Origin of the sequence: Mucilaginibacter gossypiicola, assembly GCF_900110105.1 — a bacterium.
GTDB lineage: Bacteria > Bacteroidota > Bacteroidia > Sphingobacteriales > Sphingobacteriaceae > Mucilaginibacter > Mucilaginibacter gossypiicola.
Genome location: NZ_FOCL01000003.1, coordinates 102477 through 126961, shown reverse-complemented (window position 1 = coordinate 126961; position 24485 = coordinate 102477). Strand labels below are relative to the sequence as shown.

Here is a 24485-nt window from a genome sequence, read left to right as displayed (position 1 = left end):
AGAAAAAAGAGGAGTGGACGCGTTTTGCGGCGCGTTTTAAAACCTAAGGCGAGGTTAAACTGCGAAAAAAGAAAAGGTTTTACGTTAGGAATGGTAGCGGATACCAGAGAGGGGCGGGAGAGAACCCAGACTTACGAAGTTTCAAAAACTTCGTAAGTCTTTAAGGTATTAATTTTCTACTGTCTTGCTTTTTGCAGCTCATCAAATTTAGCAATGAGCTTATCAATACTCTTAAGGTTAAATTTATGTTCATGGATTTGATCAACCAGGTCCGGTTCATCGCCCATGATATCACTCATGATATCTTCAAAGTTTTCGTCGGTAAGGCGTTTCATGCCGGCGGTGGTTTCGCCATAATAGTATGTTGTTTTTAAGCTGCCACCCCGACCGCCGCCGCCGCCAAGGTTAATACCTATGCCGCCACCAATTCCCCCGCCATAACCGCCGGTGCCGTAGCCTGCTGCTATCCCGGGTGTAATGCCGAAGCCGCTGCCACCGCCGCCTTTGCCTCCTTTAGCCATAAATAGCTTCACGGGCTCGTCAAGCACTACTTTTACGAAATCGGTTTCTTCTTTGGCCCATGATTCGTTTGCAGGGGCGTGTGCCACAACAAAACTATCCTGTCCAACAACAAACGATCTTAAATCGCTGGCGCTTAATTTATATGGATTAGTCTTTTCGTTGTCCTTAAACTCTATAAAACCTTCACCTTTAATAGGCCCTTTTCCCGAAGGATTGGTGCGGATCAGCCCGGTTTCGCGGTTGCCCTTTATATCGGTAAAGCTACCTTGTTGCCATTTTTGCGATTTTGCTGATACAAAACACAGCATGAAAAATAAAATGATTAAAATTGAGCGCATAACATGTTCAGAATACTGATACAAAGAACGCAAAATTTATAAATTTAATATGACGACTGTTGATTTACGAAGCGATACTGTGACCAAGCCAACTCCCGGTATGCTGGAGGCTATGTGGAGCGCCAAAGTAGGAGATGATGTTTTTAGCGAGGACGAAACGATCAATGCCCTTGAAGCTAAAGCCGCCGCGATGTTTGGTATGGAATCGGCTATATTTTGCCCATCAGGCACCATGACCAACCAGATAGCTATCAAATGTTTTACACAACCGCTTGATGAACTCATTGCCGACCAAACTGCGCATGTTTACAGGTATGAGGGTGGGGGCATTGCCTTTAATTCGGCGGTGTCAACCAGGTTGCTGGATGGTTATCGCGGTATCCTTACAGCCGAAATGATAGCGCCCGAGATCAATGCCGAAAATATCCATTATCCGCATACCAGTTTGGTGGTTTTGGAAAACACAGTTAATAAAGGCGGTGGAAGTTGTTATACGCTTGAAAACATCAAACCTATTGCCAGCCTGTGCCGGGAGAAAGGTTTAAAACTTCACCTTGATGGTGCCCGTATCTTTAACGCGCTCACCCACACCGGCGATGCTACGGTTGAGTATGGAAAATACTTTAATGGTATTTCGGTTTGCCTGTCAAAAGGATTGGGCGCACCCGTAGGCTCGGTTTTATTAGCTGATAAAGAAACCATCAAATATGCACGCCGTATCCGTAAGGTATTGGGTGGCGGTATGCGCCAGGCAGGCTTTTTGGCTGCTGCAGGCATCTACGCGCTTGACCATCATGTTGAACGATTGAAAATAGATCATGCACATGCCCGTATTTTGGGCGAAGAACTCAGTTTGTTATCATGGGTAAGCAATGTGGTTCCGGTTGAAACCAATATCGTATTGTTTGATACTGTTGAGCCGGCCGCCGCTGTACTTGCTAAACTTGCTGAAAAGGGTATTAAGGCAAGTGATACCGGTAAAAATCGTATCCGCTTTGTAACACACCTTGATGTACATGCCGAGCAGGTGGAGTATACGATAGGGGCATTGAAGGACTTATAATGTAGAGCCTGGGCCAAAATACCGGAGATGATTTTGGCCCAGGCTATTTATTTTCGTAATGCTAAAACGATTGTGCTTATATTTGAGTACCGTTAATCAAAACCTTTTATTATGGGTAAGTTTTTTAATGAGATACTTGAACATCACAAGGATTTTATTGCTCATCAAAAAATCTTTTTTGTGGCTACTGCTCCGCTAACATCCAGTGGGCATGTAAATCTTTCGCCAAAAGATAACGCGAGTTTTCGCATTCTTTCCAACAACCGCGTGGCTTATATGGATATTATAGGGAGCGGAAACGAAACTGCCGCCCACCTGCTCGAAAACGGGCGCATCACTTTTATGTTCTGTGCCTTTGACGGGCCTCCTAATATCCTGCGTCTGTACGGTAAGGGTTATAGTATTTTGCCTGATGCCGGTAACGATGAGTGGAACACGCTTTCCCGGTATTTCGACATTCACATGGCTACACGGCAAATTATAGTAGGCGATATAGACATGGTGCAAACCTCATGCGGGTTCAGCGTACCACTTTATGAATATTTGGGCGAACGTGATTATGCTATTAAATGGGCGGAAAAGAAAGGCGAGCAAGGATTGGCCAATTATAAACAGGAGAAAAACAGGATTAGTTTGGATGGTTTACCAACGCCATTATATTGATAACCATTTATTTAATACATACTTAATAGTTAAAACAACTTTAAGGAATAGAGGTGTTGAATATTTTATTCAAACATTTCAATTGCTTTAAAGTTATACGATGGTTTCATCGATATAATTATATGTTGCAAATACTGTGATTTTTATAATATTTGTAGCACCAACATTAACCTATGTTTGAATTTACTCAATCAGATGAGAAGGAGCTGCTTTTGCAGGTTGCCGAAGGCAATGAATTTGCTTTTCGCAGGTTATTTGCGGCTTATCATCAGCGTTTAGGTGTTCATATCCTACGCATTACCCAGTCTGTTGAATTGGCGGAGGAGGTGGTTCAAGATGTTTTTATGAAGATCTGGATGACCCGCGAGACCCTTGCCAACGTTGATAATTTCAAAGCATATCTGTTTGTGCTCTCCAAAAATCATGCTTTAAACTGTTTGCGCAAAGTTTCAAGAGAGCAGCTACAGCTTAAAAGGTTGGAAGAAACCAATATTGTACCTTTTACTACCGAAGCACAGGTATCTGATCATTATTATAACCTGATTGATGAAGCGATAGACAAGCTGCCTCCACAGCAGCAAAAGATTTACCTGATGAGCAGGCACAGTCGTTTAAAATACCATGAAATTGCCGATGAACTGGAACTATCCCGTGAAACGGTAAAGAAATACCTGCAAATAGCCACCGCTTCCATAAAAGAATATGTACATGAGCACCGCGAAGCTATAGCGCTTATAATGGCGCTGGTACATTTTTTTCATTTTTTTAAAAAGTAATACCCCCTTTTTTAATCCTGCGGGTGTCATGTATATGAGATTTGCCCCAACTCACTGTAGCCAATTATACAGTTATACCGAAAAACGACACTATGAGCGAACTTTACGTTAGGCTGAATTATCTGTTTAATAAGTACTATAACGGCACTGCCTCGGAGGGTGAGCGCGATGAACTTTTCGAAATCATCGACTCATCTGCAACGGACGCCGAGCTTGCCTCGCTCATACACCAGGCATGGGACAGCCTTGATGACGATGGTCCGCTTTTCGATAAGTCAAAAAGCGATGAGATGCTCGCCCAGATTTTAAGGACTAATACCGAGCCAACTGTTGTTACCCCGGCGAAAAACAATTTACCGTGGAGAAGGTTAGGTGTTGCAGCTTCATTATTATTCCTTGTAGGTTTTGGCGCGTACATTTACAGCAATCAAAAAAAGCAGGTTGTTACAAAAAAGAGCATTGCCAAAATCCATCCTAAAAATGATGCTCTGCCGGGCGGTAACAAAGCAATTTTAACGCTGGCTAACGGCAAAACCATTACACTTGATAGTGCGCAAAACGGCCTGCTTGCACAACAGGGAGCCACTAAAATCAACAAAACCCGCAACGGTCAGCTGGTATATGAAGCAGGTATCAATGCTGACGCTCCGGTTATAAATACCATCTCAACTCCACGCGGCGGGCAATATCAGTTGATTTTGCCGGATGGGAGCAAGGTTTGTCTGAATTCAGAATCATCATTAACTTTTCCAACCAAATTTACCGGAAAAACACGCGAGGTCACCATTACCGGCGAAGCTTACTTTGAGGTTTCTAAAAATCCGAACATGCCTTTCAGGGTTAAATCCGACAACACAACAGTTGAGGTTTTAGGAACACATTTTAATGTCATGGCCTACAATGACGAGGCCGAAATGAAAACCACATTATTAGAAGGATCAGTAAAAATAAGCAATGGCACTGCAACAGGCATTTTAAAACCCGGACAACAGGCTGTACTCAATAAAGCGGGTAAGTTGAAAGTACTTAACGATGTTGATGTTGATGATGAAATAGCCTGGAAAGACGGCATTTTTCAATTCAGGGACGCGGGGATAGATGCCATTATGAGGCAGGCTGCCCGCTGGTATGATGTTGATGTAGCCTATGAAGGCAAAATACCGCAGCGTGAATTTACAGGCCGGATATCCCGAAATGTAAAAGCATCCGAATTAATGAACATGCTTGGCTATGCCGGGGTGAAATATAAAATTGAAGATAAGCGCATCACCATCCAACAATAGCATAATTATTATACCTACTATATTAAGCAACCAATTGTTAACAATTTAAACAACCCTATGATGGAAGAAATACCTAAGATAAGTTAGTCCGACCCCTTGGGCCCAAAATGGTAAAACGGTTTATCATGTGTTTAAACACGTGTGTTAAAACCCCAAAAGCCAGCATATAAAAAAACCGGGAAGTATTCGCAGTACTTTCCCGGCGTAAATATCTGGGTCCCAAAAATCTACAATCGATGAATTGAAAGTTAATGTTTAACCCAAACTCTACAAACTTATGAATTTTAATTCTAAGGCCACGCCTTTGGCATGGCCTCAATTACGCAAATTTATATTGGCCATGAAGCTAACTGCCTTTATTATACTTGCGGCCCTTACCAATGTATGTGCCAAAAGTTATAGCCAGATAGTTACTTTGCACCAAAAAAACACTACCGTTGAAAAAGTACTCCGCTCAATTGAAAAACAAACAGGCTATCATTTCATGTATGACAAGCAGGATGTTTCAAAAGCAGGAGCAATCAACATTGAAGTTGCAAACGTATCTATAGAAAATGCGCTTGATCAGTGCTTTAAAGATCAGCCGCTTACGTACAAAATTTTTGATCAAACCATTGTTGTAAAAAAGAAGGATGAACCTGTTGTATCGCAGGTAGCTGTTGCTCCAATTAAAGTGACGGGTACGGTAAGCGATGCTAAAGGCCCTATTCCTGGTGTTACCGTTAAGGTAAAAGGCACAAATATTGGTTTACAAACCGATGTTAACGGTAAATACACCATTAATGCGCCCGATGCAAATGGCACACTGGTTTTTACATTTATTGGTTATACAACCAAAGAAGTACCTATCGGCGGCAGAAGCCAGATAGACGTTGTTTTGGCCGAAGAGCCAAAAGCGTTGAGCGAGGTAGTTGTGGTTGGTTACGGTACTGCTAAAAAGGTTGATCTTACCGGCTCTGTAGGTAGTGTTGGCGCAAAGCAATTACAGGAGCGCCCGCAAACCAATCTTGAACAGGAATTGTCAGGTAAAATTGCCGGTGTAAACGTTTCAAGTAATTCAGGTGCACCTGGTGGCGCCACTAAGATCAGGATTCGTGGTTACAGCTCTATTAATACCAATACCGATCCGTTATATGTTGTGGATGGTGTGGTTTGGACAGAAGGTGGTAATGCTATCAATCCTAACGATATTGAAACTATCGACGTACTGAAAGATGCATCTTCAACCGCTATTTATGGTACACGCGGTGCAAATGGTGTAATTTTGGTTACCACAAAGCGTGGTAAAAAAGGCGGTACCATTTCATATGATGCCTACATGGCCGTAAACCATATGTTTAAGGAAATACCTGTGCTTAACTCAAAAGAGTTTATGCAGGTTGAAGATATTTCTTACGCCAATATCAAAAAGTATGACCCTACCGGCTGGGCTGCAGGTGATTATACCGATCGTAACCCGGTAACACAAAGAACTGCGCTGATAGGTAAACTGTTTGACCAAAACCTGAACCCGTTGTATGACGTTGACTGGCAAAAAGCTACAACCCGTACATCTGTAAGTCAAAATCATAACGTTTCATTCACCGGCGGTGCCGAAAATGTAAACTATGGTTTGTTCCTGAACTATGCCGACGACGAAGGTATTATCATTAACAGCTATCTGAAACGTTATAACGTACGTTTAACTTTTGACAATCAAATAAAACCATGGGTTAAAGTTGGCGCTACTTTAAATTATAACTACCAGGATGGCCGTAACCAGGATCAGGGTACTGGCGGTAATAACATTCCGCGTATGTTGATTGAGATGGTTCCTTTTATTCCGATTAGATACCCTGACGGAACTTATGGCAAACGTACCGATTATCCAAACCTTGAAGGCGGTGATAACCCGGTAGCCCGGGCAAACGAAATTCAATCACTTACCCGTAACCGTATATTTAGCGGTAATGGTTATTTGAATTTAAACATTATTCCTGGTCTGGAATTCCGCAGCGTTTTAGGCGTAACAACATCAGCCAATTATAACCCTGCATCCCAAAGCGGCCTTGTTGGCGGCCCGGTTGCAGGACAAAGCTATAGCTCGGCTTCAATAGAGGAGTTTAACAGAACGTTTTGGCAATGGCAAAACTATTTCACTTATAACAAAACCTTTAATAAAGTACACAGTATAAACCTGGTTGTAGGTGCCGAACGTCAAAATTTTCAGCAGCTTCGTTTAAAAGGATCAACCGGTACATTGTCTGACGACTTTTACGAGTATTATAACCTTTCTGCTGGTATCGTACCAGACAAGCCTGAGTCTGGTTATGATGCATGGCAGATGCAATCGTTTTTTGGTAGGTTAAACTATAATTACAACGAGAAATACCTGTTAACTTTAACAGGCCGCGAAGACGGTTCGTCACGTTTCGGTACTAATAAAAAATATGGTTTCTTCCCGTCTGCAGCGTTTGCATGGCGTGCATCACAGGAAGATTTCCTGAAGGATAATAAAACTATATCCGATTTGAAATTCAGGTTGAGTTATGGTTTAACCGGTAACTCTGAAATTGGCGAGTACCGTTCACTGGCAAATATCGGAACAGTTGGTTATGCTTTCGGCGGTAACAGTGCAGTAGGTACTACTCAAACTTCAATTGGTAACGAAGATCTGCAATGGGAAAAAACGGCCGAGTATGACTTAGGTTTCTCATTGGGCTTATTTAACAACCGCTTAAATATTGAAGCGGATGCTTACCTGAAAAAAACAAAAGCATTGTTATTAAATGCACCATTGCCTGAAACAAGCGGTTTTAACGCGGTTTATAAAAATATCGGCCGTTTACAAAATAAAGGGTTAGAGTTTACCATAAACGCAACTCCAATAAAAACTCAGGACTTTACCTGGAATTCGACCTTCAATATTTCATTCCTAAAAAACAAGATCCTTCAATTAGGTGCATCTAACGATGATATCTTTCTTGATCCAACCTTCCTGTCGCAATTTAACCTGATGCGCGTTGGTCTGCCGGCCGGTAGTTTTTATGGATACAAGGTGCTTGGAACCTGGGGAACTGCTGAAGCAACGGAAGCTGCTAAATATGGTTTATTACCGGGCGACCTGAAAATACAGGATACCAATGGCGATGGCAAAGTGAGTGCTGCTGATAAAGTGATTCTTGGTAAATCAATACCTGATGGCTACGGTACTTTCAGCAACAACTTCCGTTACAAAAACATCGATTTAGGTGTTGATCTGCAGTTTAACTACGGCAACCAGATCATGAACCTTACCCGTCACTCTGGTCAGGACCGTACAGGTCAGGCAAACAGTTACGCAACTGTATTGAACGCCTGGACGCCAACTAACCAAAACACCAGCATAGCCGAAGACAGGCCAGCCTACGTACGTTACCAAACTGAAATTTATTCAACCAAAGTTGAGAGCGGTAACTTTATTCGTGGCAGAGCTGTAACACTTGGCTATACCTTTAATGACAATATTCTTAAAAAGTTAAAATTAAGCCGTTTAAGGGTGTATGCGCAGGCGCAAAACCTGTTCCTGATAACCAAATATACCGGTTATGATCCTGAGGTATCCACCTACAATGCCTCAAGTAACTTTACACAGGGTATCCAGTTTTATGATTATCCGAAGCCTCGTACCTTCCTGTTAGGTGTTAATGTTAGTCTATAATTAAACAATGTTAAAATATCATACTATGAAATTTAACTTTAAAAAATACAGGGTAGGTGGTCTTTTGCTTATCCTTGCGGCTACCGTAAACAGCGGTTGCAAAAAATATCTTGATGAACAAGCCAAAACAGACTTCGTTAAGAATAATTATTTCACCAGCTCAAACCAGGCGCAAACCTTTGTAAATGGTTTGTATAACATCATGTATTTTTTCCAGAACGGTGATGCTTACGGTGAAAGCCCGTTCATTACAATGGAGTTATTTGCTGGTCATGCTACTTCATTAGGGCAAAGTGTTAATAATGGTAACGTGATCCACCAACGTACTGATGCTGTTAACCCCGGTTTTGAAACCGTATGGTCAAATTGCTATAAGGGTATTGCCAATGCAAATCTTGCCATCGAAAAGATCCCTGGCATATCTCCTATGGATGATGGGTTAAAAAAGAAACTAATAGGAGAGGCATATTTTTTCAGGGCGTTTTACTATTACCATCTGGTGCGTTTATATGGCGATGTTCCGCTGATTATCACTTCACAAACGGTTAGCAGCCCTGATCTATACCCTTCACGTACACCTGTAGCCGACGTTTACAAACAAATCATCAGCGATTTACAGGCCGCTGAAGCCTCAGGTATGCCAAATACAGATGCAACTGGCCGTGTTTCTTTGGGTGCGGTAAAAACTTTATTAGCCAGCGTTTACTTAACAACTGCCGGCTTCCCGCTAAAGCAAACCGAAAATTATGCTAAAGCGGCATCTGAAATTCAGCCGGTTTTAGGTTGGTATTCGTTGTTTAACGATTATGCATATTTGCATGATAATGCGCATAAAAATCAACAGGAGCTAATTTTCCAGATCAACTACCTGGTAGGTACTAAAACCAACGCTATTCCTCAGTTAACTATTCCGTTTAACTTGTTAGTTGGTGCATACGGCGACCACCTGGGTGCAATGATCCCTACCAACCAGTTTGTGGCAAGTTATGAGGCCGGCGACCTTCGCACTGAGGAGCGCCAGTTTTATTTCTCAAGCTATCCGCAATACGGTAGCCCAAACAACATCATTCAATTTGGTGAGCACGCGCTCTATAAATATTTCCAGGTTGAAAGCGCTGCACAAAGTGGCAACAGCGATGAGAACTGGACTTTATTGCGTTTACCGGAAGCTCAGTTAATTTACGCTGAGGCGTCAAACGAGGTGAATGGCCCCACTGCCGATGCTTATGCGGCCGTAAACGCTATCCGTACGCGCGCCAAACTGGCTGCTTTAAGCGGCTTAACTAAAGATACCTTTCGTCAGGCTATCTGGAAAGAGCGGTACCATGAGCTTGCTTACGAAAATAAGGCGTACTTTGATATGCAGCGTACCCACATGGCCTACCTGCCACAGTCAAATACTTTTGCCGATCCTACTGCTTCACAAACAGAGCAGGGGGTAACCTTTAAAGCACAATATTACCTGTGGCCAATACCGCAGCGTGAAATAAGCACTAACAGTAAATTGACCCAAAATCCGGGTTGGTAATTGTATATTGCAAATAATAAATATAAAAGACTGGCCATATCAAGCCAGTCTTTTATATTTACGACTGGTAAAACGTTTCACCAATATTAATTACATTAAACAATGAAAAAAGCCCTTGCACTTATCACATCCGTGTTGTTGGCATCGGGTACTTTTGCTCAGCAGGTAAATAAAGTTACCGACCCTGTTGAATACATCAATACGTTGATGGGTACCGATTCGCACTACGACCTTTCAAATGGTAACACTTATCCTGCTATTGCCCTGCCCTGGGGGATGAACTTCTGGACGCCGCAAACAGGTGTTATGGGCGATGGGTGGGCGTACACTTATGATGCGCACAAAATCCGCGGGTTTAAACAAACCCACCAACCATCACCATGGATGAACGACTATGGGCAGTTTGCCATTATGCCGGTTACCAAACACGCGGTAGTAGGGCAAAATAAAAGGGCCAGCTGGTTCTCGCACAAAGCCGAAACTGCTAAACCTTACTATTACAGCGTTTACCTGGCCGATCATGATGTAACTACCGAAATTACCCCGACCGAGCGCTCGGCGCAGTTCAGGTTTACTTATCCTAAAACAGATAGCTCTTTTATTGTTATTGACGCGCTGAACAAAGGCTCATATGTAAAGATCATGCCCGATCAAAAGAAGATTGTAGGCTACTCAACCAAATATGCACGCGGCCCGCTTAAAAACTTTAAAAATTACTTTGTTATTTACGTAGATAAGCCGATCACCTATGCACATACCTTTAGCGATACCACGCAAACTGATGGCCTGGAATTACAAGCCGAACATGCAAGTGCACTAATAGGTTTTAAAACCCTGCAAGGCGAAAAAGTTCATCTGCGTGTAGCGTCGTCATTCATCAGCATTGAACAAGCGGAACTTAATTTAGAGCGCGAACAGGGTAAAGATAGTTTTGACGTAACCTGCCAAAAGGCAAAAGCCGTTTGGAACAAAACCCTGAACCACCTACAGGTTGAAGGTGGCTCTGTTGATCAGATGCGTACCTTTTACTCTTGCTTTTACCGTATGGTGTTTTTCCCGAATAAATTGTATGAGATAGATAAGGATAATAAGATTGTTCACTACAGTGCATCAACCGGTAAAGTGTTCCCGGGCTATAAATTTGCGGGCACCGGCTTTTGGGATACCTTCAGGGCTTTATATCCATTCCTGAACCTGGTTTATCCATCTATCAATAAAGAAATGCAGGAAGGGCTCATCAACGACTACAAAGAAGGTGGTTGGTTGCCTGAATGGTCAAGCCCAGGCTATTCGGCAGTTATGATCGGTAATAACTCTGCTTCGGTAGTTTCTGAGGCTTATTTAAAAGGTTTGCGCGGCTATGATATCAATATCTTATGGGATGCTTTGGTGCATGGCGCTAACAATGCCGGTCCGCAGGCTACAGGCAGAGAAGGAGTGGAGTACTATAATAAATTAGGTTATGTACCTTACGATGTTAAAATTAATGAAAACGCTGCCCGCACATTAGAATACGCTTATGATGATTTTGCGATTTATAAATTAGGCAAAGCGCTGGGCAAGCCCGAATCGGAGATTGGCATTTATAAAAAACGGGCCATGAACTATAAAAACTTGTTCGATCCGGAAACCAAACTGATGCGCGGTAAAAACCAGGACGGTACATTTGAAAAACCTTTCAGTCCGTTTAAATGGGGTGATGCCTTTACCGAAGGTAATAGCTGGCATTATAGCTGGAGCGTTTTCCAGGATATGCAAGGTTTGGTTGATTTAATTGGTGGCAGGCAGAAGTTTATCGCCAAACTGGATTCAGTGTTTACCATGCCGCCAGTGTTTGATGATAGCTATTATGGCGGAACCATTCACGAGATCCGCGAAATGCAGATCATGAACATGGGGCAATATGCGCATGGCAATCAACCTATCCAGCATATGATTTATCTGTATAACTATGCAGGTGAGCCATGGAAAACCCAGTTCCACGTGCGTGATGCTATGGAGAAGTTATACAAAGCAACTCCTGATGGTTATTGCGGCGATGAGGATAACGGTCAAACATCGGCCTGGTATGTATTCTCGGCCATGGGCTTTTACCCGGTAACTCCGGCCAGTGACCAATACGTTTTGGGTACGCCGCTGTTCAAGAAAATTACACTAAACCTTGAGAATGGTAAAAAGGTAGTGATTAATGCAGCTAACAACAGTCCTGCAAATAAATACATTAATACCTTAACTGTTAACGGTAAGCCGTATGATTTAACATGGTTAAGCCATTCTGAGTTTAAAAAAGGCGCCGTGCTTAACTTTAATATGGCACCTCAGCCTAACAAAGCAAGAGGTGTTAAGGTTAGTGATGTTCCGTATTCGTTAAGTACGGAAAAATAACAAATATTTCGTCATTGCGAGGTACGAAGCAATCCCAAACCGTACAGAGGGATTTACGTAGCCGCTCTCTAATCGGGGATTGCTTCGTGCCTTGCAATGACGTTTTTAGATATTAACAACAAAGGCGAGGTAAAACCTCGCCTTTGTTGTTAAACGGCAACTGCCGCGGGCTTTCAGCCCGTGGTGAACCATAGTGTGTTAGCTTTCAGCTGACGTAAAAACAAAATCCGAAATCGAACATCCCAAAACCAAAATCCAGAATCAATGCCATTCTTCACGATATACAAACTTGGGCATTTGCCAGTTATATTTGATAGAGAGCAGGCGTAACGCTAACCCTATAACACAAGCTATTACAATAGATACCCCGGCTGGGGCACCCAAATGTTCAATCCCTAAATAAAATGCCCCGGTTACAATGGATGCACTGGCATACACCTCTTTACGGAACAACAGTGGTACTTCATTACACAATACATCGCGCAGGACACCTCCCGCACAACCTGTTATCATGCCGCTTAGTAAAATGATAATGATGGGCAGGTTAATTTGCTCCGCTATCTGGCAGCCTATAATAGTAAATACTACAAGCCCTAAAGCATCGAGATACAGGAATAGGGTTTTCATTTTGGTCATGAGGCGTGCAATAACAGCGGCCAATATGGCGGCCACAGCAGTAATCACCAGATACTCGGGGTGTTCAACCCAACTCATGGGATAGTGATTAAACAAAATGTTTCGTACTGTACCACCGCCAAGCGCCGTAACCCAGGCAATAATGCAAACACCAACCCAGTCCATATCACGCCTCCCGGCAGAAAGGGCAGCTGTCATGGCCTCAGCAATGATCGCGATGATGTATAGTATATGCAGCATATAGGTAGTGTTAAAGGTTTATGTAGAGCAATTTAATAAACAAAAATTGAAACCACCATAGTTTATCTTTTAGGGGGCTTCGGGCTTCATCCAACCTCTTCCCTCGGTAAACCGGGCTACCAGCATAGCGGCAACAGTATCCCCGGTGGCGTTCAATAAGGTTGCCATAGGGTCTACAAGTGTACCAATGATAATAGCCGGAGGAAGGGCTTCCGGAGGGAAACCATAGGCCGAAATAAAAAGCAGTTCGCCTATATAGCCGCCGTTGGGAATACCACCTTCAACAAGGCTCACCAAAACGGTCATGGCAAGGGCTATGATTATAGTTTCGGCATTGTTAAAGCTTTTGCCAAACAGCGCAAATACCACAGCCATTTTTACTATAGATGAGATGCTTGAGCCATCTTTATGCAAAGTGCCCCCAAGCGGGATAGTGATGTTGGCAATAGCATCAGAAATGCCCATTTTTTTAGCGGCATCCAAATTTGCCGGGATGGTTGCGATGCTGCTGCAGGTTCCCACTGCTGTAGCCGACGGAACAATGTTGTTTTTCCAATACCGTTTAACTGCACTTACGCCACCGGCAATAAAGGCGTATAAGCTGAATATCGCCAAATAATAAAACGCGCCGACACCGTAATATAAAGCCATGGAGCGCGCATAGCCACCAAACAATTGTGGACCGAACACGCCGACCTGATAAGCAAAATAAGCACCCAGACCAATGGGGCCAATCCTCATAATGAGGCTGAATATATTTTTGAAAACCTCATTACCACTATGTAAAAAGGCTGCAAATGCTTTGCCTTTTTCGCCCGCATGCAGTGTTGCAAAGCCGGTGATCACCGCAAAAATGATCATGGCCAACATGCTTTTGCGTGATAGTAGTTGGTAAAATTCGCTGGTGGTAAAAAGGCTTGTTAACTGGTCGCCGAAAGGTTTTTTGGTGATTGCTTCAGTTATGGGACTGGCGACCAGATGCTGATGAATTGGGAAGATCCAGATAGCTATAATAGTAACTATAGCGGCTACTAATACGGTAGACACAAATACAGCTGAAGTAACGCCTAATAATTTGCCCAGTTTTTGCGAGCGGTCTAATGCAGCAATTGCCGAAGCTATGGCGAAGAAAACCAGCGGCACAACGGCAGTGAACAGCAGGTTCAGAAAAATATCGCCTATCGGTTTTATAACCTCAACTTTATTGCCTAAAACAGCTCCGGCAATACTGCCAATAATGATGCCCGTTATTAATAGGATAATGCCTTTGTAGTTTTTAAACCAGCTGTTCATTGTGCTAAGATAATTGTTAGGTTTTGTTTTTACTGTAAGTACAAGTATCGGCATCCATGAATATTTACCCTGACCAGACTATTTGCAAGTGTATTTGCCGCAAATGCACTTGCTCGTTATATTAGCGTCCCATTATAACACCGAATGCAAATACTACAAGCCGGGGATTTTATCCTCGACAAAATAAAAAACGAACTCCCCGAACATTTTCATTACCATAATGCCGATCATGCGCTTGATGTTTATACTGCTGCAAAACAAATTGCGGCAGGCGAGGGGATAAGCGGATATGATCTTGACTTATTACTCACCGCTGCTTACTATCATGATTCGGGTTTTTTGTTCGGGCAAGCCAATCACGAGGAATCCTCCTGCAAAAATGCCCGGCAGTATTTACCTCAATTTGGTTATACCTCTGATGAAATTGAGCGGGTTTGCGATATTATTATGGCAACCAAAATGCCGCAAAACCCTCACAATCATTTGGGCCAGATAATTTGTGATGCCGATTTAGATTATTTGGGCCGAAATGATTTTTTTATCCTTAGTAAAAGGTTATTTTCGGAACTTGTAATTACAGATCACCTTGAATCAGAATTGGAGTGGGACAGGCAGCAGGTGAAGTTCCTGCATAGTCATCATTATTTCACCCAAACAGCGCTCAGGCTCAGGGATGAAGGTAAAAACGAGCATTTGAAAATTATCACAACAAAAATTTAAATACTGCTATTAATGACACAACCGGGTTTAAAAATTGAAGAAGTTTTAAAGGACGTAGTAACAGTAATTATCGGCATTTTATTCTGCGGGTTCGCTTTAAAGGGATTTTTGGTGCCTAACAGCTTCTTTGATGGCGGGGTAACCGGTATTTCGCTTCTTCTTCATGAGCTGTATCATTTCAACATAGCCTATGTAATCATCATAGCCAACATCCCTTTTATTATTATGGGGATGTTCCAGGTTAATAAATCTTTTGCGCTAAAAACGCTTGCCTGCGTAATTGGTCTTGGCCTGTGCCTGCAGTTTATAGAGTACCCGGTTATAACTCAAGATAAATTGCTGGTATCTATTTTCGGTGGTGTATTTATGGGATTGGGTGTGGGGTTATCGATAAGAGGAGGCTGCGCGTTGGATGGTATCGAGATATTAGCTTTATACACTTTAAAACGTAGTAGCTTTACCATCAGCGAGATTATTTTAGGTATCAATATTATCATCTTCCTGGTAGCAGCAGTTGAGCTTGGTTTACCTACGGCGTTGTACTCCATTTTAACCTATTATACGGCATCGCGCACCATCACTTTTGTTATTGATGGTTTGGAAGAATACACAGCGGTAAATATCATCTCTGGTCAAAGTGAGATCATTAAAGAACGACTTGTGATGGAACTCGGTCGCGGGATTACCATTTACAAAGGTGAACGTGGCTTTATGAAGGAGAGTTTTGATGTTCATCAACCGGTAGATATCATCTTCACCGTGGTAACCCGTTTGGAAGTACGCCGGTTAAAAAACCTGGTGCATAGCATCGATCCTAAAGCTTTCGTATTTACTAATAGTATTAAAGAAGCTGCGGGCGGCGTGTTGAAGAAAAAGGTAAGGGATCATTAATATCCCAATTTGTCATTGCGAGCGAAGCGTGGCAACCGCACGGAAGCAGAATGGCTCTGTACAGCATGCGATTGCTTCGTCGTTCCTCCTCGCAATGATATGTAATATAAACACAGCAATGCCATCCCAAAAGGATGGCATTGCTGTTAAATAACAAGACTACTTCGGGTTTAGCGGAGCGTAACCCGGAGTGGGCATTACTTAAGCTTTCAGCTTAAGTATTTCATGATCCAGCTCTGTTTGGAAATCCGATTTGTGTATAATAAATTGTTGTTGATAATATCAACAATCGCAGAATCTCGCCCTGCGTCTGTAATCGATGGTAAAAATGATAGGTGAAGTTGGAAACTTCAATGATACTACACCACGGGTTACGCTACGCTAAACCCGCGGCAGTTATTTTAATCAATCCACAACCTCGTAGATCTCCACTGGCTTTAACTTATTCTTTAAGCTCACCTCTCCAATTTTATTGAGGGCGAAGGAGCCTTTTGCCTGCTCATAAACATCGGCACTAACAATGATTTGGTTGGCCTGTGCTACTGTTTGCAGGCGCTGGGCCAGGTTTACAGTATCGCCGATAACAGTATAATCCAGCCGTTTTAGCGTGGCCGAACCTATATTGCCCGAGATCATCTCGCCCGAGTTGATACCGATAGAAACAGAAGGTTTAAAAGTTTTATCGCCCGCCTGGATTTCATCAGCCCCATGCATTTTGTCACGGACGGCCAAAGCTGCATCAATGGCACGGTCAAGGTGGTAATCGCCGCGGAAAACAGCCATAACGGCATCGCCCATAAACTTATCTATATGGCCATTTTGAGCAATGATTTCTTGCACCATGACGTCAAAGTATTTATTGATCATGCCTACAACGGTGTTGGCAGCAACGTGCTCGGTAATGGCGGTAAAACCGCAAATATCAATGAATAGAACCGTTGCTTCGATTGTTTCATTACTTAGCAGGCTGTTCTCAAACTCCTTGTGCGTCATGAAGTTGAGCACATTCTCGTCAACGTACATGCGCAGGATATTGTTTTCCTTAATGGCCTGCATGGTTTTTTTGAGTTCGATAACGTGTTGCAGTGTTTTTTCGATGGTGATATCAAGATCTTCAAAGTTTACAGGCTTGCAAACAAAATCAAACGCGCCACGGTTCATGGCTGTGCGGATATTATCCATATCGCTGTACGCAGAAACCATTACCGCTTTTAATATAGGATTGGCATCGGGCAATTTGGTAAGCAGGGTTAGCCCATCCATTTCCGGCATATTGATATCGCTTAAAACCACATCAATATCGGGGTGGGAGGCCAGTTGAGTTAACGCTTCAAAACCGTTTTGGGCAAATACAAATTCATACACGCCTTCCCGTATCTTTTTCCTGAATTTTTGCCTGATCAGTAATTCCAGGTCCTGCTCGTCATCTACTACCAGTATCTTGGCCATTATTGTTCTAAGTGTTTAAGTTTGTCTTTTAAATTGTTAAAATCAAGCGGCTTGGTTAAGAAATCGTTGGCACCAAGTTCCATTGATTGTTTGTAGTTTTCGTCATCGCCATAAGCGGTGATCATCATTACCACCGGTGGTGGTTTTTCATAATTGTGCCTTATGTTTCGTAATAGTTCCAAACCACTCATGCCAGGCATGTTAATGTCAGATAGGATCAGGATTACCTGCGAATGGTGCTCTTCCAAAAAATGAAGTGCCTCTTCTCCGGATAGCGCAAAATTGAACTCTACTTCGCCGCTTTTGATCTCTTTTCTAAAACGTTGTAAAAACAAGGGCTGAACATCGGCCTCGTCATCAACAACAAGTATTTTCATAGTACTTCAAAGTTAAATTTTTGTGTGGTTTTATTTGGGTTAAACGTAAAAATTACCTGCGTTTAACTTTAGGCAATATTGCCAACAGGTATACAAATTACAAACCGCGCAAATTCGCCCTCGGCCGTTTCAACCTTCAACTCGCCGCCATGCCCTTTGGTAATAATATCATAGCTCATAGAAAGGCCGAGCCCCGTGCCCTGCCCGGTAGGTTTGGTAGTAAAAAAAGGTTGATAAATTTTATCCAGCACCTTTTGCGGAATGCCTGTACCATTATCTTCCACCGTAATTTGCACCATATTGACACCTGATGGCGACTGTACTTTTTTGGTATTAACCGTTACTGTCGGCTCATACCCTTCGCCTAAAACCCTTTTCTTTTCGGTAACAGAGTAAAATGAGTTATTAAACAGGTTAAGCAACACGCGGCCCAAATCCTGCGGGATGGCCTCTATTTTACCAAGTTCGGGATCAAAGCTGGTTTTCATGCCGGCATTAAATGATTTGTCCTTGGCACGCAAACCATGATAGCTCAGGCGAAGGTATTCATCGGCCAGGGCGTTGATATCGGTTGGTTCTTTTTTACCGGTTGTTGCGCGCGAATGCTGCAGCATGCCCTTTACAATGGCGTCGGCGCGTTTACCGTGCTGGTTTATTTTGCTCAGATTTTGGGTGATGTCGTTGATGATATCGCCCGCATCTTCCTTCACATTGTCGGGTAGTTTGTCAAGCACTTCTTCTTTTAGTTCTTCGAGCAGTTCGATACTTACTTCGCTAAAGTTGTTCACAAAGTTCAGCGGGTTCTGGATTTCGTGCGCTATGCCAGCGGTGAGCTCGCCCAGCGAAGCCATCTTTTCCGATTGTATAAGCTGCGCCTGGGTACTTTGAAGTTCTGATAGTGCCTGTTTAAGTTCTTCGGTTTGCTTGGTTAACTCGGCAGTGCGCTCACGTACCTCACTTTCAAGGTTTACCTTCATAGCCGCCATCATGCGGTTTTGCGCCTGCTCTGCAAAGCGCTGTTTACGCTCATTTTCGAGTGCTTTGGTTTGTTTTCGGCTGATGAGCCAAAGTGAAAATGCCCAGATGAGGGAGAACACAACTAAGCTTTGTATCATATTGTCGTGGTTCCCATAAAACGTAGGGAACCATTTTTCTAATAAATCTTGTATTAAACCGGCAATAGCATAGGGTATCAATGCAAAGGCAAGTTGTTTGCCCGATTTCAGGTCGTCGATATAGTAAGGACATATTACCACGCCTAAAAAAAACAGGTGAGAAATTATCGTGGTCAGCTTCTCGCCATGGTCAAAGCTTACACCAAATATGAAAATTGCTATAGCTACATAATAGCCTATGTTAAGGTATTTGTTCCATTTGGTTAGCAGCCCGTCATTCTTCAGGTGTCTCCTGTATTGGGTAATCACAAATACGGCAAGGAAAGGTTCTAAACTCATGAAGGTTGTTTTACTTCTTTATATAAATGCGAAGCCGAAATTTAACAATTTTACAACGATTATTAAACTATGCCTGTAATTTATCGGAGTAGCAGATTGAAACAGTGCATTTTTAATTGTTTACTGCTCGTCTTATCTTACAAAGCAACCCTAAAGCTGTGTAAAACGTAATCAATAATGAAACCAGCGATGAACCTGGTTTTATTGTTATCGCCCACTTGAAGCAAATTTTAAAAAGTATTCTGCTCATTCTTAATCAGTCTGAAAAGCGAAGGCTTATTGGGTTAATTATTGCGGATATTGTTATCGCCCTGCTGGATGTTACTTTTTTAGCAATGTTGCTGCTAATAGTTAATTTTTATACACAGCAGGGTGTCAGGAATAACTATGATTTTTTACCGGCCGGTCTTGTCAATGATAAATCATTGTTGCCTATTGCGATTTTCCTGGTGCTTTTTGCCATTAAAAATTGCATAGGTTTCTTTGCTCAAAACGCACAGCATCATTTTTTTTACCAGGTAGCGTCGAGACTGTCGGAGCGTAATATCCGAAATTATCTTGATGCAGATTTTGATCAGTTTATCCAGGTTGATTCATCGATACATACCCGGCGAATCAGCCAGCAACCTATTGAATTCAGCCATTATATCCTCACCAATTTTCAGCAAATAATATCCCAAATAGTATTGATACTTTTTACCATCGGGGCCATTATGCTATATCATCCGGCTTTGTTTGTTTTGTTGTTTGTGTTGCTGCTGCCGCCCGTTGCAGCTTTGGGTTGGTTTATCAAAAGCAAGCTAAAATCCATCCGCGGACAAATCAAAACCATGAGTGAAAAAACGCTTCAGCATTTAAATGAATCATTGTCTGGCTATGTAGAAAGTAATATCTATCAAAAAAACGATTTCTTCAGTCACCGTTTTTTTAGCTATCAGCAGCAGCTTAATCAAAATATAGCATTGCAGCAAACCTGGCAAAACCTGCCATCGCGTTTGATGGAAGTATTTGCTGTGCTGGGCTTTTTTATTCTCATCGCAGTAAATAAATTAATCGGCGAAACGTCTGTAGTTAGCATCCTTGCCATAGGCATTTTTGTAGCCGCCGCTTATAAGATCATCCCCGGTATTGTAAAAATTCTGAATAGCGGCGGGCAAATGAAAACCTATGAGTTTATCCTGGCCGATTTGATTATTGAGCAAAGTGGAAGGTTACAGATAAATGAAATTATTGACGATCGTATCACATCGCTGAAATTTGAAGGCGTAAGTTTTAGTTACCCCGACAAATCCGTTTTGGACGAACTATATTTTAAGATGCTTTCTGGTGATATTGTAGGTGTTTCAGGAAACTCGGGGCGTGGTAAAACAACTATCATTAACCTCATCGTAGGTTTTTTAGAGCCGGCTTCGGGGGGGATCTTTATCAATGGTAAAAACGCCGATGCGGTAATGCGCAGGCTTTACCGTAAAAACATCTCACTGGTAAAACAACAACCTTTTTTTATATACGATACCATCCGTAAAAATATAATACTTGATGATGTAGCCGCGGATGAGCAAAAGCTGGCAGAGGTATTAGCGTTTTGCGGTTTAAATAAACTCATTGCCGGATATCCCGAAGGTGCGGGCAAGATCGTTACCGAAAACGGCAAAAATATAAGCGGCGGACAGCGGCAACGTATTATGCTGGCACGCGCACTCTATCACGATCATGATTTATTAATACTGGATGAACCTTTCAGTGAGGTGGATGCTGATGCCGAAAATGAGTTATTAACCAAATTGCAACAACTGGCCCTGCAGGGCAAAATGATTATGCTTATCACTCACAACAAAGCCAGTTTGGCTATTTGTAATAAAATAATATCGCCCAATGGATAACCGTAGTAAAGCATTAGTTATCCTAAGCCCGGGTTTCCCTGAAAACGAAGCTGACACTACCTGCTTGCCACCTCAGCAGGTTTTTGTCAGGGCATTAAAGGCCGAAAACCCGGAACTGAATATCATTGTATTAAGTTTTCAATATCCATTTTTTGCCGCCGAATATGATTGGCACGGCGTACATGTAATTAGTTTTGGAGGAAAAGGTCGTAATAGATTGTTCAGGCTGAAGATCTGGCTGCGGGTTTGGTTCAAATTATTGCATTTAAACAGGCAATACAAAATAGCGGGCATTTTAAGCTTTTGGCTTGACGAGTGTGCTTTGATCGGGCACTATTTTGCCCAGATGAAAAATATTAAATATCGCAGCTGGATGCTGGGGCAAGATGCTAAAGGCGGAAACCGGTACGTTAAGTGGATAAAACCAAAAGGAGAGGAGTTGATAGCACTGTCAGATTTCATAGTAAGGGAGTTTAACGCAAATTATGGTGTAAAGCCAGCTAATATTATTCCGGTAGGGATAGACACATCGTTGTTTGGTCCGTTGATTGAAAATAAGGATATTGATATTTTGGGTGTGGGATCACTGATTCCCTTAAAGCGCTTTCATCTTTTTATCGAGGCTATTGCTATGTTGAAGCAATATTACCCGGACATCAAAGCCACCATTTGTGGCGATGGCCCGGAAAGAACGAAATTGTTATCTGCGATCGGGTTAAACCATCTTGAAAATAACATCACCCTGGCAGGTGAACTGCCGCATGATGAGGTGTTTAAAATGATGCAGCGTTCAAATGTCCTGTTTCATCCGTCAGAATACGAAGGTTTTGGAGCTGTTTGTCTTGAAGCTTTATATGCTGATGCCAAAGTGATAAGCTTTGTAAGACCGATGGATGCTGATATCTCCAACTGGCACATTGTGAACAGTATGGACGAAGTTAAGACGGTTATTTGCGGTATTTTAGATAAGCCCGGCTTGAGCAATGAGCCCGTATTGGTTTATGATATAAGGGACAATGTCAAAAAGATGGTGAGCTTGTTTGAATAAATGTTAGTGTGAAAAATATGTCATTGCTGTACGAGGAGGGGCGACGAAGCAATCTCGTAGCTATGTATATCCGATATGCATAGCTACGAGATTGCCGCGCTACGCAATGACATGGCTTTTATTTGTTTTCTACAACTGGTCGAGGCTTAGCGATAGCGTAACTTCGACCTAATACAATGGAAGCATTCAGCTTCCAAGTTTACTCTCTTATGTACGTTGTGAGCATAAGATCTATACAAGGCTCGCTGCTATCCCTTCAATTCTTTCCGCAATGGCTTCAAATGATAGGTTTTGCTTATAATATTCAATGGATAGTTTTCGTTTTTCTGCAACGTTTATTTGGCTTGTTTGCATGAGTACCTCAAGCAAGGCAGCTTCATTCCCCGGTTCATATAACATACCGCATTCACCATTATTGGTGATCATCCTGAACGAAAGGATATCGGTAACCAGCGGCACACATCCGCATGACATGGCTTCGCAAATAGCAGTGCCGCTGCCTTCATAATGCGATCCGGATATAATAAAATCAGCACGATTATACCAGTAAAGCAAATCGGCATGAGGGACTTTACCTATCAGTTCAATAGCTCCTTTATTTGGCGAAGCGCTTATTAGTTCCTTGATCTTGGGTAATAGCTCTTCTGTATGATAGATCATAAATAGCTTTGCCTTGGGATAACTTTGGGCAAAAGTTAAGAATGCCCTCACAACATTCAACGGATCTTTATTATCATTTAAACGGCCTACCCATAAAAATACAGGTGCGCCTTTTGCGCTCATCGGAGATTCAGCTTCTGAACGGTCAGTCGGGAAAAATACGGAGGAAACTTCCATCACCTCGTGAATTTTATCCGCCGATTTCAGGTTGCCGGCGGTTACCCATTCCAGCCCCATATCATGTGAGGCAAACAGGTAAGCATCTGCATATTTATCGGCCAGCTTTTGCAGCGTTTTTTTGATTCCGCCACGGAATGGTTTTTCGGCGTGGTTTTGAACAATGATGGGCGTGTGTTTACCCAACATCAACCCCAATTGAATCAGTTGTACCGGTTGGTGCAAACCATGGAATATCACTATATCCGGGTTTAAGCTTTTAACATACAAGTTAAGCCCGAAATTAAAATGAAGCTTTTTTTTGCTGAAGTTTACAAAATGGTAGGCAATGTTATTGTGATTAACAATGCCTTCATAGTTGATCTGCTTCACGTTGATCACCTCATGTCTCTTGCTTAGCTGGTCCATAAGTCCGGTATAACCCAGGGTTCGGACAAACCAGGCTTGCGGATCACTAAACTCGGGTGTATAGTTATAGCTAACGAAAACGTATCTCATTAAAATAGTCCTTCTATGCTGTTGTAATTGCTGTTTTGAAATTGTAGGAAACCTACATGGTATAATGATTCGGGATTAGTCTTTATAGCCTTGTTGTTGATCACCTTACCAATCATGAGCATATGGTACCCCATTTTTTTATGCTCAAATACCTGTATCTCTTTATACCCACCCGAACATGCCGGTACGGGAAATCCAAATGTCTCGCTCCTAACAGTGGCAAATGGTAACTGATCAACCGGTGTTGGAGATGTACTGGAATGTTTCCCCAAATTATAAACCGAATTGATATCAACTGTATCCGTATCGCAAACCACAACTTTACCGGCGTTCAGGATCTTATCTAATGTGATATTGGTTGTACGTAACCCCAACAGATAAATGCCCTCTTCCTCAATAAAACCATGAATGTCCATCGGGAATACATTACAATATTCATCATCTGCATACGAAACAATAATAATACTGCGGGGATAGGAGTACAGGGCACTCACTATCTTCCGGCTATCGTAAGTGTTCTTTTTTGACCGAAGAAAATACCTGAAAAGCATTTCCCGTTTCAGTGCGTTGAGCTGATGGTTCCTGACATGCTCTATTCTGAACAAAAGCAGGTTGCCTTTTCCGGTATCTATCGTTTCTATAAGCGATACGTTTATAGAAGCGCTCAACATTCCGTTGGTTTTAAATTCGACAACCGCATTCGCTACGTTCAGGTTTATCGCTTCATTAGCAGGCAACCAGGCCGCCATACAAAACGGATCGAGGCAAATCATGCTGTTGTTGCGGGTTATATCAATGCTTTTGCCTGCAACGCTCAAAAAAACCTTCTCCCTGATCTGGCTTTTTTGCAGCCGGGTTATGTAGAAGGTTTTGACGGGATTCCCGTTAAACAGTAATTTTTTGATAGGTTGAGTTATCATAT

The 24485-nt window shown here is 42.4% G+C and carries 19 protein-coding genes; 11 read left to right on the top strand and 8 right to left on the bottom strand.

The features are described 5' to 3' along the window. Positions 1-176 precede the first annotated feature (176 nt). The gene (locus BMX50_RS10255) at positions 177-860 is read right to left on the bottom strand and encodes a hypothetical protein (RefSeq protein ID WP_091210441.1); all 684 of its coding nucleotides are present in this window, start codon (positions 858-860) and stop codon (positions 177-179) included. A 49-nt stretch (positions 861-909) separates the two neighbouring features. Between BMX50_RS10255 and BMX50_RS10250 the strand changes: the two genes are divergently transcribed. The 7 genes from BMX50_RS10250 (at position 910) to BMX50_RS10220 (ending at position 12237) form a co-directional block, all read left to right on the top strand. Beyond that, a complete protein-coding gene (locus BMX50_RS10250) occupies positions 910-1923 on the top strand; it encodes a threonine aldolase family protein (RefSeq protein WP_091210440.1) in 1014 nt (337 codons plus the stop codon). Positions 1924-2034: 111 nt separating this feature from the next. Then, a complete protein-coding gene (locus tag BMX50_RS10245) occupies positions 2035-2586 on the top strand; it encodes a pyridoxamine 5'-phosphate oxidase family protein (RefSeq protein ID WP_091210439.1) in 552 nt (183 codons plus the stop codon). 173 nt (positions 2587-2759) lie between these two features. Continuing rightward, positions 2760-3362, top strand: coding sequence for an RNA polymerase sigma factor (locus BMX50_RS10240; RefSeq protein ID WP_091210438.1), 603 nt, complete (start codon positions 2760-2762; stop codon positions 3360-3362). A gap of 92 nt (positions 3363-3454) precedes the next feature. After that, positions 3455-4645 (top strand): FecR family protein, encoded by a 1191-nt coding sequence (locus BMX50_RS10235; RefSeq protein WP_091210437.1) that lies wholly within the window; start codon positions 3455-3457, stop codon positions 4643-4645. 277 nt (positions 4646-4922) lie between these two features. Next, the gene (locus tag BMX50_RS10230) at positions 4923-8324 is read left to right on the top strand and encodes a TonB-dependent receptor (protein WP_091210436.1); all 3402 of its coding nucleotides are present in this window, start codon (positions 4923-4925) and stop codon (positions 8322-8324) included. 25 nt (positions 8325-8349) lie between these two features. Beyond that, positions 8350-9852 (top strand): RagB/SusD family nutrient uptake outer membrane protein, encoded by a 1503-nt coding sequence (locus BMX50_RS10225; RefSeq protein ID WP_091211081.1) that lies wholly within the window; start codon positions 8350-8352, stop codon positions 9850-9852. 102 nt (positions 9853-9954) lie between these two features. After that, positions 9955-12237 (top strand): GH92 family glycosyl hydrolase, encoded by a 2283-nt coding sequence (locus BMX50_RS10220; RefSeq protein WP_091210435.1) that lies wholly within the window; start codon positions 9955-9957, stop codon positions 12235-12237. A gap of 261 nt (positions 12238-12498) precedes the next feature. Here BMX50_RS10220 and BMX50_RS10215 read toward each other — a convergent pair whose 3' ends face one another. Next, entirely contained in the window at positions 12499-13113 is a 615-nt protein-coding gene (locus BMX50_RS10215) for a trimeric intracellular cation channel family protein (protein WP_091210434.1), read from the bottom strand. A gap of 69 nt (positions 13114-13182) precedes the next feature. Further along, positions 13183-14406 carry a dicarboxylate/amino acid:cation symporter gene (locus BMX50_RS10210; protein ID WP_091210433.1) on the bottom strand — a complete coding sequence of 408 codons (1224 nt, stop codon included), beginning with the start codon at positions 14404-14406 and terminating at the stop codon, positions 13183-13185. 144 nt (positions 14407-14550) lie between these two features. Here BMX50_RS10210 and BMX50_RS10205 point away from each other — a divergent pair, with 144 nt between their 5' ends. Both BMX50_RS10205 and BMX50_RS10200 read left to right on the top strand, forming a co-directional pair. Continuing rightward, positions 14551-15126, top strand: a complete 576-nt coding sequence (locus BMX50_RS10205; RefSeq protein WP_091210432.1) for an HD domain-containing protein — start codon at positions 14551-14553, stop codon at positions 15124-15126. A 12-nt stretch (positions 15127-15138) separates the two neighbouring features. Then, positions 15139-16017: a YitT family protein gene (locus BMX50_RS10200; RefSeq protein WP_091210431.1), complete on the top strand. Its 879-nt coding sequence runs from the start codon at positions 15139-15141 to the stop codon at positions 16015-16017. A gap of 405 nt (positions 16018-16422) precedes the next feature. On the opposite strand, the gene BMX50_RS10195 is transcribed toward BMX50_RS10200, so the two are convergent. The 3 genes from BMX50_RS10195 to BMX50_RS10185 form a co-directional block, all read right to left on the bottom strand. Beyond that, positions 16423-17466, bottom strand: a complete 1044-nt coding sequence (locus BMX50_RS10195; protein WP_208864682.1) for an adenylate/guanylate cyclase domain-containing protein — start codon at positions 17464-17466, stop codon at positions 16423-16425. Further along, complete coding sequence (locus tag BMX50_RS10190; protein ID WP_091210429.1) at positions 17466-17843, bottom strand: response regulator; 378 nt, start codon at positions 17841-17843, stop codon at positions 17466-17468. The genes BMX50_RS10195 and BMX50_RS10190 overlap by 1 nt, the downstream gene beginning before the upstream one ends. 68 nt (positions 17844-17911) lie before the next feature. Then, positions 17912-19297, bottom strand: coding sequence for a sensor histidine kinase (locus BMX50_RS10185; protein ID WP_091210428.1), 1386 nt, complete (start codon positions 19295-19297; stop codon positions 17912-17914). 218 nt (positions 19298-19515) lie between these two features. Here BMX50_RS10185 and BMX50_RS10180 point away from each other — a divergent pair, with 218 nt between their 5' ends. Together BMX50_RS10180 and BMX50_RS10175 are read left to right on the top strand one after the other, a co-directional pair. Beyond that, complete coding sequence (locus BMX50_RS10180) at positions 19516-21180, top strand: ATP-binding cassette domain-containing protein (protein WP_091210427.1); 1665 nt, start codon at positions 19516-19518, stop codon at positions 21178-21180. After that, positions 21173-22228 carry a glycosyltransferase gene (locus BMX50_RS10175; RefSeq protein WP_091210426.1) on the top strand — a complete coding sequence of 352 codons (1056 nt, stop codon included), beginning with the start codon at positions 21173-21175 and terminating at the stop codon, positions 22226-22228. The genes BMX50_RS10180 and BMX50_RS10175 overlap by 8 nt, the downstream gene beginning before the upstream one ends. 231 nt (positions 22229-22459) lie before the next feature. Here the strand turns inward: BMX50_RS10175 and BMX50_RS10170 are convergent, their stop codons facing one another. After that, the gene (locus BMX50_RS10170; protein WP_091210425.1) at positions 22460-23563 is read right to left on the bottom strand and encodes a glycosyltransferase family 4 protein; all 1104 of its coding nucleotides are present in this window, start codon (positions 23561-23563) and stop codon (positions 22460-22462) included. Then, positions 23563-24483, bottom strand: coding sequence for a hypothetical protein (locus BMX50_RS10165; protein WP_091210424.1), 921 nt, complete (start codon positions 24481-24483; stop codon positions 23563-23565). Before BMX50_RS10165 ends, BMX50_RS10170 begins: the two co-directional genes overlap by 1 nt. Positions 24484-24485: the final 2 nt, after the last annotated feature.

Bases quoted from the DNA above. Each gene is read 5' to 3' on its own strand.
- BMX50_RS10255 (WP_091210441.1), bottom strand. From the start codon at position 860: ATGCGCTCAATTTTAATCATTTTATTTTTCATGCTGTGTTTTGTATCA.
- BMX50_RS10250 (WP_091210440.1), top strand. From the start codon at position 910: ATGACGACTGTTGATTTACGAAGCGATACTGTGACCAAGCCAACTCCC.
- BMX50_RS10245 (WP_091210439.1), top strand. From the start codon at position 2,035: ATGGGTAAGTTTTTTAATGAGATACTTGAACATCACAAGGATTTTATT.
- BMX50_RS10240 (WP_091210438.1), top strand. From the start codon at position 2,760: ATGTTTGAATTTACTCAATCAGATGAGAAGGAGCTGCTTTTGCAGGTT.
- BMX50_RS10235 (WP_091210437.1), top strand. From the start codon at position 3,455: ATGAGCGAACTTTACGTTAGGCTGAATTATCTGTTTAATAAGTACTAT.
- BMX50_RS10230 (WP_091210436.1), top strand. From the start codon at position 4,923: ATGAATTTTAATTCTAAGGCCACGCCTTTGGCATGGCCTCAATTACGC.
- BMX50_RS10225 (WP_091211081.1), top strand. From the start codon at position 8,350: ATGAAATTTAACTTTAAAAAATACAGGGTAGGTGGTCTTTTGCTTATC.
- BMX50_RS10220 (WP_091210435.1), top strand. From the start codon at position 9,955: ATGAAAAAAGCCCTTGCACTTATCACATCCGTGTTGTTGGCATCGGGT.
- BMX50_RS10215 (WP_091210434.1), bottom strand. From the start codon at position 13,113: ATGCTGCATATACTATACATCATCGCGATCATTGCTGAGGCCATGACA.
- BMX50_RS10210 (WP_091210433.1), bottom strand. From the start codon at position 14,406: ATGAACAGCTGGTTTAAAAACTACAAAGGCATTATCCTATTAATAACG.
- BMX50_RS10205 (WP_091210432.1), top strand. From the start codon at position 14,551: ATGCAAATACTACAAGCCGGGGATTTTATCCTCGACAAAATAAAAAAC.
- BMX50_RS10200 (WP_091210431.1), top strand. From the start codon at position 15,139: ATGACACAACCGGGTTTAAAAATTGAAGAAGTTTTAAAGGACGTAGTA.
- BMX50_RS10195 (WP_208864682.1), bottom strand. From the start codon at position 17,466: ATGGCCAAGATACTGGTAGTAGATGACGAGCAGGACCTGGAATTACTG.
- BMX50_RS10190 (WP_091210429.1), bottom strand. From the start codon at position 17,843: ATGAAAATACTTGTTGTTGATGACGAGGCCGATGTTCAGCCCTTGTTT.
- BMX50_RS10185 (WP_091210428.1), bottom strand. From the start codon at position 19,297: ATGAGTTTAGAACCTTTCCTTGCCGTATTTGTGATTACCCAATACAGG.
- BMX50_RS10175 (WP_091210426.1), top strand. From the start codon at position 21,173: ATGGATAACCGTAGTAAAGCATTAGTTATCCTAAGCCCGGGTTTCCCT.
- BMX50_RS10170 (WP_091210425.1), bottom strand. From the start codon at position 23,563: ATGAGATACGTTTTCGTTAGCTATAACTATACACCCGAGTTTAGTGAT.
- BMX50_RS10165 (WP_091210424.1), bottom strand. From the start codon at position 24,483: ATGATAACTCAACCTATCAAAAAATTACTGTTTAACGGGAATCCCGTC.